The sequence below is a fragment of the Methylobacter sp. genome (assembly GCF_030680395.1).
Lineage (GTDB): Bacteria > Pseudomonadota > Gammaproteobacteria > Methylococcales > Methylomonadaceae > Methylobacter_A.
Map to the genome: position 1 here is coordinate 38,289 of NZ_JAUXVR010000042.1, position 15,944 is coordinate 54,232.

Genomic DNA, 15,944 nt, shown 5'->3' on the forward strand with positions numbered 1-15,944 from the left:
TTGTAGTTTGGACGGGGTTCCAATAGCCGCCCTTCCCCATTTGCTGACCTCATCAATATTGAGTAGATTCTATGAACTTTTTTATTTTTCAGCGGTAATCAAACCCAATAATCCCCTCATCAACGCCAAAGGCGTAGGCGGGCAACCGGGAACCACCGCATCGACCGGAATGACGTTGGATACCGCGCCGCAACTGGCGTAAGACACGCCGAATTCGCCGCCGCAGGCCGCGCAGTCACCGGCTGCAACCACCCATTTCGGGTTCGGTGTCGCCTCGTAAGTGCGCAGTAACGCGGTCTGCATATGTCTTGAAACCGGCCCTGTGACCAGCAGCACGTCGGCGTGCCGCGGCGAGGCGACAAAATGGACGCCGAAACGTTCAATATCGTAAAAAGGATTATTCAGTGCATGAATTTCCAGCTCGCAGCCGTTACAGGAACCTGCATCGACCTGGCGTATTGCTATGCTGCCGGAAAACTTCTTGTCTATGTATCTTTTAATCTCAATGCCAAGTTGCTCAAGCTCTTCATCTTTTGGAACTTTAAATTGTTCTGTGACAACACCCGTGGTCAGGATTTTTTTAAAAATTCTCAGCATGTTCCCTTCCTATAAATCATTGCCTGAATAAGAGCCATTCAGGGATTTGTTGCACACAGGAAAATCCGGCACGATATTATTCAACACCAGTTTTTCCAGCGCAGGCCAGTTTAATTGACTGGGGTCGCGCGGATAAAAACGGGCGATGTTGTTATCGGCATCAAAACGAATGTAGCTGATAATTTCGCCTCGCCAGCCTTCAACAATGCCCAGACCTTCACTACCTGCGACAGGTGTTTGCCATTCGGCGCGTAGTTCCCCGGCAACAAGCCGGTCGATAAAATTTTCTATCAGCCGTAAAGCTGTTCTGATTTCCTTGTACCTGACCCATAATCTGGAGGCAATATCGCCCTGTGTTTCCAGTGTGACTTTAACCGTAACTTGATCATAGGGCGCATAGGGCGCATCGCGACGCACATCCTTATCCTGTCCGCTGGCCCGTCCGACGTAGCCTACGGTTCCAAATGCGGCGGCAATTTCTTCAGACAAAAAACCGGCCGTATACAGCCGGTCTTCCAATGAAGAATTGAGATCCAGCGCGAGTATGACTTCCGTCAGCTCTTTTCTTAATTCGGTTATCTCCTTCTTGATCAGAGCGCAGGACTCATCCGACAGATCACATACCACACCGCCGGGAATAATTTTATCCATCAACAGGCGATGACCGAAAACCGTTGCATTGGTGCGCTGCCAGAGTTCGCGCAAACGGCTAAACTGCATTTGCGCGAACACAAAAGCGACGTCATTACAGATTGCGCCTATATCGCCCATGTGGTTGGCGACGCGTTCCCGTTCGGCCAGAATGCCGCGAATTAAGGCGGCTCGAGGCGGAATTATCACACCCGCCGCTTGCTCCATTGCCATGCAGGCGGCCCAACAATGCCCGACAGTGGTATCGCCGGAGACACGCCCGGCCAGCCTGGCTAAAGACTCTGGTTCTCTACCCTCGGCAATTTTTTCTATGCCTTTATGTACGTAGCCCAAACGTTCTTCCAGATTCAGGATCAATTCGCCGACGGCCTGAAACCGGAAATGTCCGGGCTCAATGATTCCGGCATGCACCGGTCCTACCGGAATTTCATACGTACCGGCACCGTGGGATTTAATAAACGGATAATGCATGTCAGGCGGCGTGATGCCTACTGGAGTGCCCTGAACAGGAAAATCTTTTCGTAACGGATAGTTTTTTTCAATCCAGGCCTGATGCCGCGTCCAACGCCTGTCATCCGGATGCCCGACAAATTTGATCCCGAACATGTCTTGCGTATGACGTTCACTGCGGTTGGCGGCGGGATAAACCGTCGCCTGGCTAGGTAGTTCAGGATTTGAAGCATCAATGATCGTGCGCAGAAGAAGGTATTCACCCTGTTTTTCAAAGCAGGTGTTGATGAAAAACCGGTGCTCAATATGTTCCGCCCATCCGGCAGCCCAACGCAGGTTTTGCTGCACGGCCAATTCTGCAAATTGTTGCCATGCGTGGCTTTCTATTTGCCACAGTGTTACCGAGGATATATCGATCTGGGTAACAGTAATATCCGTACTCAGTCGGCTTAAAAAATCCGCAGTCCAGTTTGAAGAACTCATAACGGCGTACTCCCGGAAATTAACAGTGTAGCCTGTGAAAACCAATTAGCCAGAAAACCGGGGATAGCCAGGCCCAGCCAAAGCACCAAGGCCAAATGTATCGTGACCGGCCATAAGTTCGCGGCAATCGGATTTTGACCTTCGGGCCTGTCGCCGTAAACCATCGGCTGGATATGCCTGAACAATCCAGCAAAGGCGATGCCAATACCCAGCAACAGCAATGGCGCTAACCAGGGATAACTGTGCATGGTAGCCAGCAGCACCAGAAACTCACTGGTAAACACGCCGAACGGCGGAAACCCGGCAATGGCAATAGTGCCGATCAATAATCCCCAGCCGACCTTGGGTTGAGTTTTAATCAAGCCGCGGATCTGATCTATACGCTGGGTTCCGGCAAGCTGAGCTGCATGGCCTACTGTCACAAAAATGGCCGATTTGGTCAACGAATGCACGGTCATGTGCAACAGCGCGGCAAAAGTGGCTAGCGGGCCGCCGATGCCGAACGCAAACGTCATCAGTCCCATGTGCTCAATAGATGAGTAACTGAACAGTCTTTTAATATCTTTCTGCCGATGCAGCAATATCGCGGCAACCAGAAACGACAGCATACCGAAGCCCATCATAAGAAAACCCGCCATATTGGAATCGGTCGCACCATCCACCAGCATTTTATTACGCACCACGGCGTATAGGGCATCGTTTAACAGCAATCCCGACAACACTGCAGACATGGGCGTCGGACCTTCGGAATGAGCGTCGGGTAACCAGTTATGCAACGGCACCAAACCAATTTTGGTGCCGTAACCAATCAGTAAAAAAACAAAGGCAATTTCCAGGATTTCCGGATTTAATTTGTCGGCATTTTCATAAAGTACCGACCACAGCAAAGCATTTTCCCCATCGCCGATCTGCACCGCCGCGTAATACAGCAAAATGGTGCCGAACAAAGCTTGGGCAATACCTACGCCACAGAGGATGAAGTATTTCCACGCCGCCTCAATAGACTCCGGGGTACGATACAAACTGACCAGCAACACCGTTGCCAGCGTTGCGCCTTCCATCGCCACCCACATAATGCCCATATTATTGGTGGTCAACACCAGGTACATGGCCAGCATAAAACCCTGAAACATCGAGTGATACAGCTTTAAGCGCCGGTCATTGAGCTTGCCGATTTCCTTTTCATGCGCCATATAGGGCGAGGAAAATATCGACGTGGTAAAGCCGACAAAAGCGGTCAACACAATCAAATACACATTAAACGGATCGATTAAAAAAGCCTTGCCCGATGAAATAATCGTACCCTGATTGAGCACGTTGATCGCCAGCCAGATAGTCGCCAGCAAACAAATGCCGTTAAACCGGACATTAACTTTTCCGGTGTCTGCTCTGTGTCCCGCCAACGCAAAATAGAATATGCCGACTAACGGTATTAATAAGACCAAATAGGCGGCAATCATTTGTCCACCTCGTGTAACTTGTTTAACAGATCGACATCCAGCGAATCAATACTGGTGCGAATGTGTAAGAAAAAGATGCCGAACAGCACCGCAGCCACCAGTACGTCGAACGCCACGCCCAGTTCAACCACCATCGGCATGCCATTGGTGGCGACGATAGCCGCGAAGAACAAGCCGTTTTCTATCGACATAAAGCCAACTACATGAGCGATAGCCTGCCGATGCGAAATCATCAGCAACATGCCCAGCAGCATCACTGACAAACTAACCGCCAGAGCATTCACCATAACCACCGATGAGGATTGCACAATCGGATGTAGCACGTAATAACTGAATACCATCAAACTGGCGCCGCCCAGCATCACGGCAGTATTGTTTTTTAATGCTTCAACATCGCGATGCATATTCATTCGCAGAACCTCCCGTCTTAACATCCACGGAATAAAAACAACTTTCAGCACTAAAGTCAGCACGGCTGAAATATAGAGATGATGATTATTCAAGCTGTATGCCGCCAATGCTGTGGTCAAGGTTAATAAAAAACCCTGCATCGCAAACACAAAGATCAGCCTAAGTAATCTCCCCTGCCCTAACATAAGAAACGAGGTAAGTCCCACCAATGCGGCCATCGATAAAATGGCCTGGGTATAAAAATCTAATTGTTCAATATTCATGAGTAAGATCCAAAAAGGCAAAGGGCGAAGGGCGAATGGCAAAGGGCTAAAGGCTAGACTTGATGCGATTTTCGTCTTTTGCCTTTTGCCCTTCGCCTTCCTTAACGTGACGCCTCCAAAATAATGTGGCTCAACAATCCAAGCAGCCCCAACAAATAAGCAAAACTAAGATATTCTTGCACTCGAAACAGGCGCATTTTGGCAAACAGCGTCTCCGCAACCGCCAGGAATATTGCCAACACCGCAAGCTTGCCCATAATAGCCAGCAAGCCGTAGCCTAACGCTTGAACGTCAAACGTTTCGGCGATACCCCAGGGAAAAAAGATATTGGCGATCAATACGCCATACAGCATCAGCTTCAATTGACTGGCCCATTCAATCAACGCCAGATGACGGCCGCTGTATTCAAGAATCATCGCTTCATGAATCATGGTCAGCTCCAGATGCGTCGACGGATTATCTACCGGAATGCGCCCTGTTTCGGCGATGGCAACCAGAGTCAAGGCCGCTAAGGCAAAGACAAACGAAGGCCTTAAAACCAAGCCTTCATTGAGCACATGGGAGATGGCAAACGATAAATTAGTCGTTGAGGCGGTCATGGTCAGGGTAAAAATAGCCATCAACATCGCAGGTTCTGCCAGCGATGAAATAGTCATTTCCCTCGACGAGCCCATACCACCGAATGCGGTACCAACGTCCAATCCGGCCAGCGCCAGAAAAAACCGGGCAAAAGCAAAAAAACCTACCATCACAATCACATCGGCACTGGCCGAAGTCGGTAAATCAACGGCAATCAACGGCACAACCGTTGCTGCCAGCACTGTTGCTGAAAAAATAATATAGGGCGCTTTAATAAATAACCATGAAGCTTGTTCCGAGACTACCGGTTGTTTGTGAGTCAATTTAATTAAATCCCGATAAGGCTGAAATAAAGACGGGGCTTTACGATTTTGTAATCGACATTTGCAGCATTTAATCCAGCCTGCCAGCAGCGGCGCCAATGCGACAAACAATAGTGTTTGTAAAATAGCTATTAACCAGTTCATCAGCTGATCACCCATAACATAATAATTAACGTCACAAACGAATAGCCCAGATAAACCCGGATATTGCCTGTTTGAATGCGGCCCACCACTTTGGCTAATTTGTTTATCCCGTGTTCAATCGGATGATATAAACGCGGCCAGCTATGATCCTGAATCTGCAAGTGATAATGAACTGCAGCAACATCCTGGTTCATTGCGCCTTGCATGTCTTTATCGATCTGCTCGTCAATAATCCAGACTTTGGCGAAAATCCGCCGGAACGGCATGGTAAAAGCGCTGCTGCTGTATTGCATGCGCGGCCTTAGTCCGCCAAAACCGCAATCCCAGGTTTCAGAGATACGCAATGCCGTTGCGGGATTGCGCCGCAAATACCAAAAACTGATGCAACCGGCAATCAGCGCACCGATCAAAACCAATGGCGGAGCGTAAGAAGATTGACTGGTAGAAACCGGCGCCAGCCACAACCAGCCTAAAGCGGCGTCATTTGGCAAGGTTTCGCCTAATAATTGCCCTGCAACACTGTTGATCAGACTGATGACCGGGCCGGGGAAAATTCCGAATAAGAAACACAAACCGGCCAGCAGCGCAGGACCCGCCAGCATGCCTTTGTCCTGGACTTCATGGGCTTTCTCGCAATGATGAGAACGCGGCTGTCCCAAAAAAATCAAGCCGAATACTTTGACAAAACAGGCTGCCGCCAATGCCGCTGTCAAGGCTAATGCGGCAGCGGCTACCGGTATCAAACTGCGCAATACGCCATTGTTTAGCACATCGACCTGCAATGCGGTCTGAAAAGCCAGCCATTCCGAAACAAAGCCGTTAAACAACGGTAATGACGAAATACTCATGCAACCGATCAAAAACAACATACTGGTTTTCGGCATCTTTTTAATCAGCCCTCCCATCATGTCAATATTTAACTGGTGGGTTTGATGATGAATCATACCGGCCCCAAGAAACAGCAGGTTCTTGAACAACGCATGATTGAAGGCATGAAACAGCGCCGCCAAAAAGCCCAGCGCAGCCAGTTGCGGATGGCCGTTTGCCATAAAAATCATCGACAGCCCCAGCACCATAAAGATAATGCCGATGTTTTCGACCGAACTGTAGGCCAAAAGGCGTTTTAAATTGGTCTGCATCATCGCATACAAAATACCGCCCAGCGCCGAGACGGTACCCAATACCAGCAATACCACACCCCATTGCCAATGCACATCGCCCAGCAAATCAAAGCAAAAACGGATTAATCCGTAGAGTGCGACTTTAAGCATCACACCGCTCATCAATGCGGAAATATGCGAAGGCGCCACCGGATGCGCTTCCGGCAGCCAGACATGCACAGGGACGATCCCGGCTTTCATACCGAAACCCAGCAAGGCAAGCATAAAAGCGATGCTGGCCCAGGTTGACGACAAGTGCGCCTCACGCAAGGCGCCAAAGGTAAAACCGTCAGAAAAACTAGCCAGTACGCCAAAGCCCAGAATAATGGCTAATGCACCGACTTCAGCCATCAGTAAATAAAGAAAAGCGGCGCGGCGATTGGCTGAGTTTTCATGCTGGAACGCCACCAGAAAGTAACTGGCAACCGACATCAACTCCCAGGCAATCATGAAAAAGAAGGCGTCATCAGCCAACAACACCAGCAACATCCCGGCAACAAACAGCCCGGTAAATAAGCCCAAGACTGCAAAAGGATGCTGGCTTTCATCGTAACTATTCACATAGCCAGGCCCATATAAACTGACCGCACTTGTGGCAATACCGACGATTAAAAAGAAAAAACCGGATAAGCAATCAAAACGAACATGCCAAGGCACCCAAGGCAATCCTAAGCTAAGTTGATCGGTAATCACCTCTTTACCGATCAATACGCCTAACCCCGCCAATATCGCGAAAACACCGGACAAGCCCAGTAAAACAAACACCGCTTGCCGCAATAAAAAAGGAAAGTGTTTTTCTTCAAGACTATTGGCAATTGCCGATTGAGAACAGTCATTCCCATGCGGGGATTTTTTAAACCAGTGCTGGCTAAATTCCAGTACATGCAGGCGCTGATTCATCAGCAAGGCCAGTAAACCGGAAAAAAAACTGAGGAGAACAGCGCCATAAGCTAATGCAAGGATCATGAAATCCTCCTATTCGATAAGGTGAAAACCATTGTTTGTTTATACGCCGTAATGATCGCTTTTACGACGACTCATGTTATTTCGCTTCATTCTGCGTACTGCCAAAGGGTGTTCTGAAAAGGTATCATGATGTTCCATACCGAAAAACCGACATTGCCCTCCCTGCCTTTCATAGTTATGCTGAAAATCATGAATAAACTCCATCACGGTATGATCGATTAAGTATGCATTGTTTAATTGAAAGATAACCGTTTTGCCGTAATCCAGACTGGCTAAAGCAGTCTTCAATGACATAAAGTTAGAAAAAATCGCAGCGCCGACTATCGAAACCACAACAGAATCGGCATTTTTCGGTTCAATAACAAAATGAATCTTAAACAGATTATTCGGTCTGACGCCGCGCAGCATATGGATAACAAACTTGGTTAGAATGCCGATACCGACACCTATTAATAAATCGGTCGCCAATACACCGATAATTGTCACGACGAACATAAATAACTGTTCTTTACCAACTCCCATGACCTTGGCGAATTCTCTAGGCGAGGCCAGACGAAAACCGGTATAAACTAACAATGCTGCCAATGCAGCCAATGGAATACTATGAATCAGCCGTGGAAACAGCACCACAAACAACAACATAAAAGTGCCGTGAAAAAAGTTGGCCCACTGGGTTTTTGCCCCATTATTCACATTAGCCGAACTACGTACGATCTCGGCAATCATCGGTAAGCCGCCGACTAAACCGGCCAACAAATTACCGACACCAACGGCTGCCAAGTCGCGATCAAGATTAGAATGACGTTTATACGGATCAAGTTTGTCGACTGCCATAGTGCTAAGCAAGCTCTCCAGACTGCCGACCAAGCTGATACTGACAACAGCTTCCCAGAACCCTAGCTTGGTGACTTTCGAAAAATCCGGAAAATAAAAACCGGACATAAAGTTTTCAGAAATCGCAACCAAAAACTTCGGTCCGATGGTTTCTTCATGATGCGGTAAAAAATGTGCATCCGGCAGAAACAAATACATATGCTCATGTTCCAGATCAAAATATCGCGCCAGGCCCATCCCTGCCAATACCACAATAAGCGGTGCCGGAATCATCTTTAAGGTTGGGTTTTTCACCATTGACCAAATAATCAATATCACCAACCCGGTAAAACCGATAATGGCTATTTCATGATTAGGGTTCAGAAGGCTGTGCGGAATTTGCGCGATGGTCGAAAACAGGCTGCTGTCTTTTTCCGGCATAGCGCCAAGCATGACATGGATCTGTTTAGCCATAATAATGATACCGATAGCCGCCAACATGCCATGTACCACCGATGCCGGAAAAAACGAACTGAGCCGCCCGGCTTTAAACACCCCCATTAAGATTTGCATGACACTGGCAACCACAATAGCTGCCAAGGCATAACGATAACCTGCCATCGCATCGCCTTCGCCCAATTCTTGTACCGCACTGAGCACCACCACGATCAACCCGGCAGCCGGGCCATTAATGGTTATAAACGACCCGTTGACACGAGAAACCAGTATCCCGCCGATAATAGCAGTAATAATACCGGCCGATGGAGGAAACCCGGAAGCCATCGAAATACCCAGGCACAGCGGCAAGGCAATAAGAAAAACCAGAAAACCGGACAGCAAATCACTACGCCAGTTTTCTTTTAAACCGGCTAAACCGGACTTTGGTAACACTGACAGCGATAGTTCACTCATGCAAATCCTCGTAATTATAAGAAGGTTTTAACACGTCATACGCGATAATCGTGCCAACCTGCTTTGTTCTTATAACTGCATGATTTTAAGTATTAGTTTTTATTGTCAGGTTGTAAATAAAGAACCATGCGGTGCAAAACAACCGATCAGTTGTTGTTTTGCACCGGTGCCGAAAAAACTGTCTGATGTTTTGGCTTGTCAATCCAGGTTAAATTCCTACTGGCTATAGTGTTCAGCTTTTTTGTAGATTGGTAGGCCGATTAGGAAGCCGTTGACGGAGAATAACGAGAAGCCGGCCAGTGAATTCTTATTTTCAGGGAGATTTTCGAAAACAGTTTATTGAAGTATATTTGGAAGGTTTATAAACATCTCCAGAAAAATATACATAGCAGTATTATCGATACTGTATGCGAAGACTTTTTCTCTCAGCCATGCCGTTGATCTCTTGAAAAGATGATTATTTGAGAAAAGCTAACGGTGATTGGATAGCACCTGACACCCCCTACCAACCCAGAAGCTGCTTGCTTGGGCCGTGATGCCCAAGCAAGCTATTAAGCAATAGCGACTTCGCAAGTCAATTAAGGCAATGCCGCTGTAGCCGCCTGCATCTTTTTCCAATCAAAGCCTTTGGCCATTGTCATCGCTTCTTGGGCGCTTATGCCGGTATAATCCACGCTAAACAATGCGCTGTTTTTCTCGTCACGACCGCCTAAAATAACGACGACAGCGCCGCTATTTTGAGCTTTTTCATGATTTTGGTGCACCCGGAAACCATCAATCGTAGTGGTACTCATGACCGCTTCGTCGGTTTCCATGTTCATCGTCATCTGCATGGACGCCCCCATAGCGCCCGGCATTAGACCCACCTGAACATTAAGGCTCTGTGCTTCGCCGCGTTGATAGTGACGACTGACGGTGACCATCTTCATACCCTCCATGTCCATACTGGCGCCTTCCGCCGCTTCGCCGGTCCAGCCCGGCACATCGCCTAGCAACGGCTTAAGCGCTTCATAACTTGCAGCATCAGCCACCAGACTCCAGCCAACCAATACCAGACCGCACAGCAATATACGAATTACCCGCATTATTCATTCTCCTTAGCAAAGTTGTTATTTGAGGCCAACCAGGGGCCAGTTCTAATACAAAATGAGTATCTGATAAAAATCACTTAAAGACAAGTGTCCCCATTGCCCGGCCCACTTACAAATAAGCCGAGCACTATCGACTTACACTGCTCTACAAAACAGGGCTTTTCTGTAATAATCTGTCGGCTAGTCACGTCAATATAGCAGTCCAACAACATATAAAATTTTAATGACCTTACTTCCCCAAACCACCACCGAGCATGAATCCACCCAATGGGTCGATCAAGGCAACGCCGAATGCCGTTACGTTTCACTCGACAGGGAAGCTATGCGTAAAGCATTACGGCAACAACTGGATGATGAGTTGTTGTACCGCATGCTCATTGAAGAGCGTCCACACCAATTCGCCGAAGCTTTGGTTTTTGTCGCCGAAAGCACTATACGCAGGCAACGTGACATTATTGCCGCCATAGAAAGTGTTATCGCCATGCCCGCTTATCAGCAACGCGTTCTGGCTTATGCACCCAATACGGCACAATTTATTCCCGAAGCGCACGGGATTTTTTTCGGCTATGACTTTCATTTAAGCGCCAAAGGTCCGCAATTAATTGAGATAAACAGTAATGCCGGAGGCGCATTGCTTAATGCCATTCTGATTCGGGCGCAAGCAGCCTGTTGTGATTCGGCAGGGATAAATGCCACCACGGTTCAGAATCCGGAACAGGCATTTATGGCGATGTTTCTTGAAGAATGGCAAGCCGAACGCGGTCAACAACCCTTACATTCAATCGCTATCGTCGATGTAAATCCGCCGACCCAATTCATGCTGCCGGAATTTTTATTATTCAAAAAACTGTTCGAGAAAAATAATATCAATACCGTTATTTGCGATCCTTCCGAGCTTGATTACCGGGATGGGTCACTTTGGTATGGCGATATGTCTATTGATCTCGTTTATAACCGCTTGACCGATTTCGGCCTGGAAGCTGGATCGCTAAAATCGTTTCTTGAGGCCTATCTGGCTAAATCCGTTATCGTCACCCCCCACCCAAGAGCTCATGCGCTATACGCAGATAAAAGAAATTTGGCGATATTGACTGACGAAACCGCGCTGCTGGAGTTGGGCGTTACCGCTGAAACCAGGGCTCTACTTCTTGGCGGTATTGCCCACACGGATTGTGTACATAAAGAAGACTCAGAAGCCTTGTGGGCCGCGCGCAAACAGCTGTTTTTTAAACCGGCCAAAGGCTACGGCAGCAAAGCCGCATACCGGGGCGACGGGGTGACCAAGCGAGTCTTCGGTGAGATTATTTTACAGGGCAATTATGTAGCTCAAGCCTTGGTGCGACCTACCGAACGGCAATTGAGAGTGGAAAATGAAATGGTCGACCTTAAACTTGATCTGAGACAGTATGTTTACAAGGGGCAGGAGCAGTTGACCAGCGCTCGTTTATATCAGGGACAGACCACCAATTTTCGCACACCAGGCAGCGGATTTGCCGGGGTTGTGGTGATTCCGGCTGATGACAAGGGCGACCGGTCGGCCGCCCTTGCGCTCACTTAATCGAGAGCCAGGTTCTTTAAATAATTCCGGAAATCGTCTTTCAACTCGCCATGCTCCAGACCGTATTCAACAGTAGCCTGCAAATAACCGAGTTTTGATCCGCAATCATAGCGTTTGCCTTCAAACTCATACGCTAACACCTGCTCATCAGTCATCAGTGCGGCAATAGCATCGGTCAGCTGAATTTCGCCGCCTGCGCCGCGCTCTGTTGTTTCTATCTTTTCAAAAATCGCAGGTGTTAAAATATAGCGGCCCACTACCCCGAGATTTGACGGAGCGTGCTCAGGAGCAGGCTTTTCAATAATCAGTTCAACCCGGCCTACCGATGGGGATACTTCGTTGGTTTTGACAATGCCGTATTTATCGGTTTCCTGTGGATTTACTCTCTCTACGCCTAATATACTGCACTGATTTTTATCGTATTGTTCGACCATTTGAGTTATGCAGCCATTGCCTTTACGATTAGCGATCAAGTCGTCGGCCAGGATAACGGCAAACGGTTCATCGCCAACGACAGACTTGGCGCAAAGCACTGCATGACCCAGTCCCAATGCCTCTGGCTGACGAATAAACACAAACGACACGTTCGGCGGCATCATCTCCCGAACCATTTTCAATATTTCGGTCTTGCCACGGGTAGTCAGTTCATTTTCCAGCTCATAAGCTTTGTCAAAGTGATCCATAATGACGTTCTTGGTCCTGCCCGTTACAAATATGATCGTATCAATACCCGCAGCTACAGCCTCTTCAACGCAGTACTGAATCAAGGGTTTGTCCACAACCGGTAACATTTCCTTTGGGCTGGCTTTGGTGGCGGGTAAAAAACGAGTTCCGAGACCCGCAACCGGAAAAACTGCTTTTCTTATTTTTTTATTCATTTAAAACTCCGACAATACATATCATTAAAAATCAAATGCTGTGCGCAGTATTTGATTATCCCTGCCCTTCTAAAAGAGCGATTGTAACTACTCAGGTGATTTCCAGGAAAGCATATCCGGAGTTATGCATTTTATTCACCACGAAGATGCAAAGTTTATGTTTTTCTTTGTATCTTCGTGGTGAATAAAAAAGCCGATATGCATCGGTATATTATTTACCGGATATCGCCTAAGTAATTATGTTTATTCAAGATCTAAAAAATCTTCAACCAGTACAGTAAAAGCATCCGGTTGTTGTACGTGCAGCCAATGTCCGGCGTCGGCTATGGTGCTGAAAGCCGCCTCCGGGAATAATAAGTTTATATCTTCAGGCTTAACGAAGTCTGAATCGCTTCCTGCGATAAACAAGGCCTTGCCGGTAAATGGAGCTAAATGATCGGCATTGGGAAAAGCTGCGATATTGGGCGCCATGCGCTGAAAAATATCCAGATCGAGTCGCCAGCAATAGTTGCCGTCTTTTAGGATGAGATTTTGCAACAGAAACTGGCGATACCCCAGTTCGGGTATGTGCGCCGCCAGCAGCGTTTCGGCCTGTTTGCGGTTGCTGATTTCAGCCAGCGGCAGCGCTTTTAATGCCTGAACGGTGTTATCGAAACTGTGTTTGTAGCTGACCGGTGCAATATCGGCCACAATCAGTTTATGCACCCTGTCCGGATTTGTAAGCGCCAACCACATGGCTACTTTACCGCCCATGCTGTGCCCCAGAAAACTGGCTGTTTCCAAGCCGCGTTCCTCAATAAACCGCAATAGATCAGCAGTCATGGACGGATAGTCCATTAACGGATGATGCTCCGATGCGCCGTGATTGCGTATATCCGGCACGTAAACATGAAACCGTGCAGATAACCTTTGAGCTATTTGCCGCCAGTTACGCGACGAGGCAAAAAAACCATGCAGGATAATTAACGGACGGTTGTCCGGATTGCCGAATTCCTCAAAAGCCAATTGTATCGTTTCCATCAGGCGAAAATAAATAATGCGCCCATCAAACCGCCGAATATACCTCCCCAAACAACCAGCCAGCCAAGGTGCTGGCGGATGATAGCCTGAACCATTTCCTTGACCAGTTGCGGGGTTAATTCACTCAGGCGTTTATCGATGACTGTTTCAATTTTTCCGACAATATCGCTACCGATTTTGTGCGCATCCAGCCCCTGCTTTAATGCGGATTTAAATCGGTCGGACTCGACCATTTCGGTTAAGGTGATTTTCATTTTTTCGGTAAACGGCTCTTTTAACGGCGCCAACGCTTCTTCGCCGCCCATCATCATTAACATACCGCCAAAAGAAGACCCCATAATGGACGATACCAGTCCTTCGTAAACCTTGTCATAATCGACTGCATTCAACAAAGGCTCCAGGTTCAGCAGGTTTTTGCCTTGTTGTTCCTCGGTTTCAATAAACTGTTCAATGTTGTTGGCGGTAAAAAACTGCTCCATCATCAGCTGTTTGATCGACAGTTTAAACTCCTCAAACCGGGCCGGTATAACGCCGGAACCGTATAGATAAGGCACTCTCTCAAACAACATGTAAATAGCCAGCCAATTGGTAATGGCCCCTGACAGGGCAAAAAAACCGATGGATTTGATTAATTCCGGTTGCACCGGGCTAACATAGCCGATAGCAATGAGGACAACCGAGAGAAAATTGGTAACAAAGCTTTTATTTAATAGTTTTTCTTTCATCGTTTCTTGATAAATAAATCAGTGATAGTGCCTTCGATCATTTCCGCCGAAAAGCCCAGAGTTTCTGCCAAAGTTGGATGCGCATGCACCGTTAAGGCCAAGTCTTCAACGCCAGCCCCCATCTCCAAAGCCAATACGGCTTCGGCGATTAACTCACCGGCATTCGTGCCGACGATGCCTGCACCGAGAATACGGCCGGTTTGTTTGTCGCTAAGCAATTTAGTCACGCCTTCTTTACGACCTATGCTTAATGATCGTCCGCTGGCCGCCCAAGGGAATGCGGCTTTTTCGTAGGCTATGTCTTGCGCTTTGGCGGCATTTTCGGTCAAACCCATCCAGGCTATTTCCGGATCGGTATAAGCTACTGAAGGAATGGTCAATGCCCGCCACTCGGTTGACATCCCGGCAACCACTTCGGCCGCTATCTTGCCTTCGTGCGACGCTTTATGCGCCAGCATAGGGTTGCCTACTACATCACCAATCGCAAAGATATGTTTCACGTTGCTGCGCTGTTGTTTATCGACGCTGATAAATCCGCGCTCGTCGACATTAACCCCGGCTTTGTCGGCATCGATTGAATAACCGTTAGGCTGTCTGCCGACTGCGACAAGTACTTTATCGAATACATCGGTTTCGGGTGCGTCTTTGCCTCCAAAGCTGACTTTCAAGCCTTCCGGCAACGCTTCAATATTTTTTACTTGGGTTTCCAGGAAAATGTTGTCGTATTGTTTTTTGATCCGCTGCATCAACGGCCTGACCAGATCCTTGTCGCAGCCGGGGATAATCTGATCCTGCATTTCAACCACGGTGATTTTGCTGCCCAGCGCGTTATAAACGGTCGCCATTTCCAGGCCTATGATGCCGCCGCCGATAATCAACAGTTTTTTCGGGATGCTTTCAAGATTGAGTGCATCGGTGGAATCCATCAATCGGGGGTCGTCATTGGGAAACGATGGTACTTTTATCGGCTGTGAGCCGACAGCGATAATGGCCTGTTTAAACGCTATGGTTTGGGTATCGTCACCATCTTCAACCAATACCTGCGTGTCGGAAACAAATCGCCCGATGCCTTTAACAATCGTTACATTGCGCTGCTTTGCCAACGCCGCCAAGCCCGTAGTTAGCTGGGAACTGATGTTGTTTTTCCAGCTACGCAGTTTTTCCAAATCGATGTCAGGTTGAGCGAAACTGATCCCGGCAGGATTTAATTCTTTAGCTTCATTTAGCACCGCCGCCACATGCAGCAGGGTTTTTGAAGGAATGCAGCCGACATTCAAGCAAACCCCGCCTAAAACCGGATAGCGTTCAACTAATGTGACTTGTTTACCTAAATCGGCCGCACGAAATGCCGCCGTGTAACCTCCAGGGCCACCGCCCAGCACCAGAACTTCTGTTTTCAATTGCACACCTTCAATTAAAGTAATGAGGATTTATCGGTACCTGAAAGGCCGATAAAAAAC

The 15,944-nt window shown here is 47.9% G+C and carries 13 protein-coding genes; 1 reads left to right on the top strand and 12 read right to left on the bottom strand.

Features of this window, described 5'->3' with window-relative positions; all coding sequences use genetic code 11:
• Positions 1–81: 81 nt before the first annotated feature.
• The 8 genes from Q8L79_RS17150 to Q8L79_RS17185 all read right to left on the bottom strand — a co-directional run bounded on the left by Q8L79_RS17150 (position 82) and on the right by Q8L79_RS17185 (position 10,297).
• A complete protein-coding gene (locus Q8L79_RS17150) occupies positions 82–597 on the bottom strand; it encodes an NADH-quinone oxidoreductase subunit B family protein (RefSeq protein ID WP_305273724.1) in 516 nt (171 codons plus the stop codon).
• A 9-nt stretch (positions 598–606) separates the two neighbouring features.
• Positions 607–2,181: an NADH-quinone oxidoreductase subunit C gene (locus tag Q8L79_RS17155; protein ID WP_305273726.1), complete on the bottom strand. Its 1,575-nt coding sequence runs from the start codon at positions 2,179–2,181 to the stop codon at positions 607–609.
• Entirely contained in the window at positions 2,178–3,641 is a 1,464-nt protein-coding gene (locus Q8L79_RS17160) for a hydrogenase 4 subunit F (protein ID WP_305273728.1), read from the bottom strand. The genes Q8L79_RS17155 and Q8L79_RS17160 overlap by 4 nt, the downstream gene beginning before the upstream one ends.
• A complete protein-coding gene (locus tag Q8L79_RS17165) occupies positions 3,638–4,315 on the bottom strand; it encodes a formate hydrogenlyase (RefSeq protein WP_305273730.1) in 678 nt (225 codons plus the stop codon). Before Q8L79_RS17165 ends, Q8L79_RS17160 begins: the two co-directional genes overlap by 4 nt.
• A 101-nt stretch (positions 4,316–4,416) precedes the next feature.
• Entirely contained in the window at positions 4,417–5,361 is a 945-nt protein-coding gene (locus Q8L79_RS17170; RefSeq protein ID WP_305273732.1) for a respiratory chain complex I subunit 1 family protein, read from the bottom strand.
• Complete coding sequence (gene hyfB / locus Q8L79_RS17175) at positions 5,361–7,487, bottom strand: hydrogenase 4 subunit B (protein WP_305273734.1); 2,127 nt, start codon at positions 7,485–7,487, stop codon at positions 5,361–5,363. The genes Q8L79_RS17170 and hyfB overlap by 1 nt, the downstream gene beginning before the upstream one ends.
• A gap of 39 nt (positions 7,488–7,526) precedes the next feature.
• Positions 7,527–9,212, bottom strand: a complete 1,686-nt coding sequence (locus Q8L79_RS17180; RefSeq protein WP_305273736.1) for a SulP family inorganic anion transporter — start codon at positions 9,210–9,212, stop codon at positions 7,527–7,529.
• Positions 9,213–9,790: 578 nt separating this feature from the next.
• Entirely contained in the window at positions 9,791–10,297 is a 507-nt protein-coding gene (locus Q8L79_RS17185) for a hypothetical protein (protein WP_305273737.1), read from the bottom strand.
• Between the two features lie 229 nt (positions 10,298–10,526).
• Here Q8L79_RS17185 and Q8L79_RS17190 point away from each other — a divergent pair, with 229 nt between their 5' ends.
• Positions 10,527–11,861, top strand: a complete 1,335-nt coding sequence (locus tag Q8L79_RS17190) for a hypothetical protein (RefSeq protein ID WP_305273739.1) — start codon at positions 10,527–10,529, stop codon at positions 11,859–11,861.
• On the opposite strand, the gene galU is transcribed toward Q8L79_RS17190, so the two are convergent.
• The 4 genes from galU to lpdA all read right to left on the bottom strand — a co-directional run bounded on the left by galU (position 11,858) and on the right by lpdA (position 15,890).
• On the bottom strand, positions 11,858–12,739 hold the full coding sequence (gene galU, locus Q8L79_RS17195) for a UTP--glucose-1-phosphate uridylyltransferase GalU (RefSeq protein WP_305273741.1): 882 nt from the start codon (positions 12,737–12,739) through the stop codon (positions 11,858–11,860). The two genes, Q8L79_RS17190 and galU, sit on opposite strands and share 4 nt — an antisense overlap.
• A gap of 243 nt (positions 12,740–12,982) precedes the next feature.
• Positions 12,983–13,759 (bottom strand): alpha/beta fold hydrolase, encoded by a 777-nt coding sequence (locus tag Q8L79_RS17200; protein ID WP_305273743.1) that lies wholly within the window; start codon positions 13,757–13,759, stop codon positions 12,983–12,985.
• On the bottom strand, positions 13,759–14,484 hold the full coding sequence (locus Q8L79_RS17205; protein ID WP_305273745.1) for a DUF445 domain-containing protein: 726 nt from the start codon (positions 14,482–14,484) through the stop codon (positions 13,759–13,761). The genes Q8L79_RS17200 and Q8L79_RS17205 overlap by 1 nt, the downstream gene beginning before the upstream one ends.
• On the bottom strand, positions 14,481–15,890 hold the full coding sequence (lpdA, locus tag Q8L79_RS17210; RefSeq protein ID WP_305273747.1) for a dihydrolipoyl dehydrogenase: 1,410 nt from the start codon (positions 15,888–15,890) through the stop codon (positions 14,481–14,483). Before lpdA ends, Q8L79_RS17205 begins: the two co-directional genes overlap by 4 nt.
• Positions 15,891–15,944 lie beyond the last annotated feature (54 nt).

What these genes read in the sequence shown, in the direction of transcription:
- Q8L79_RS17150 (WP_305273724.1), bottom strand. Translation starts at nt 597, where the DNA reads ATGCTGAGAATTTTTAAAAAAATCCTGACCACGGGTGTTGTCACAGAA.
- Q8L79_RS17155 (WP_305273726.1), bottom strand. Translation starts at nt 2,181, where the DNA reads ATGAGTTCTTCAAACTGGACTGCGGATTTTTTAAGCCGACTGAGTACG.
- Q8L79_RS17160 (WP_305273728.1), bottom strand. Translation starts at nt 3,641, where the DNA reads ATGATTGCCGCCTATTTGGTCTTATTAATACCGTTAGTCGGCATATTC.
- Q8L79_RS17165 (WP_305273730.1), bottom strand. Translation starts at nt 4,315, where the DNA reads ATGAATATTGAACAATTAGATTTTTATACCCAGGCCATTTTATCGATG.
- Q8L79_RS17170 (WP_305273732.1), bottom strand. Translation starts at nt 5,361, where the DNA reads ATGAACTGGTTAATAGCTATTTTACAAACACTATTGTTTGTCGCATTG.
- hyfB (WP_305273734.1), bottom strand. Translation starts at nt 7,487, where the DNA reads ATGATCCTTGCATTAGCTTATGGCGCTGTTCTCCTCAGTTTTTTTTCC.
- Q8L79_RS17180 (WP_305273736.1), bottom strand. Translation starts at nt 9,212, where the DNA reads ATGAGTGAACTATCGCTGTCAGTGTTACCAAAGTCCGGTTTAGCCGGT.
- Q8L79_RS17185 (WP_305273737.1), bottom strand. Translation starts at nt 10,297, where the DNA reads ATGCGGGTAATTCGTATATTGCTGTGCGGTCTGGTATTGGTTGGCTGG.
- Q8L79_RS17190 (WP_305273739.1), top strand. Translation starts at nt 10,527, where the DNA reads ATGACCTTACTTCCCCAAACCACCACCGAGCATGAATCCACCCAATGG.
- galU (WP_305273741.1), bottom strand. Translation starts at nt 12,739, where the DNA reads ATGAATAAAAAAATAAGAAAAGCAGTTTTTCCGGTTGCGGGTCTCGGA.
- Q8L79_RS17200 (WP_305273743.1), bottom strand. Translation starts at nt 13,759, where the DNA reads ATGGAAACGATACAATTGGCTTTTGAGGAATTCGGCAATCCGGACAAC.
- Q8L79_RS17205 (WP_305273745.1), bottom strand. Translation starts at nt 14,484, where the DNA reads ATGAAAGAAAAACTATTAAATAAAAGCTTTGTTACCAATTTTCTCTCG.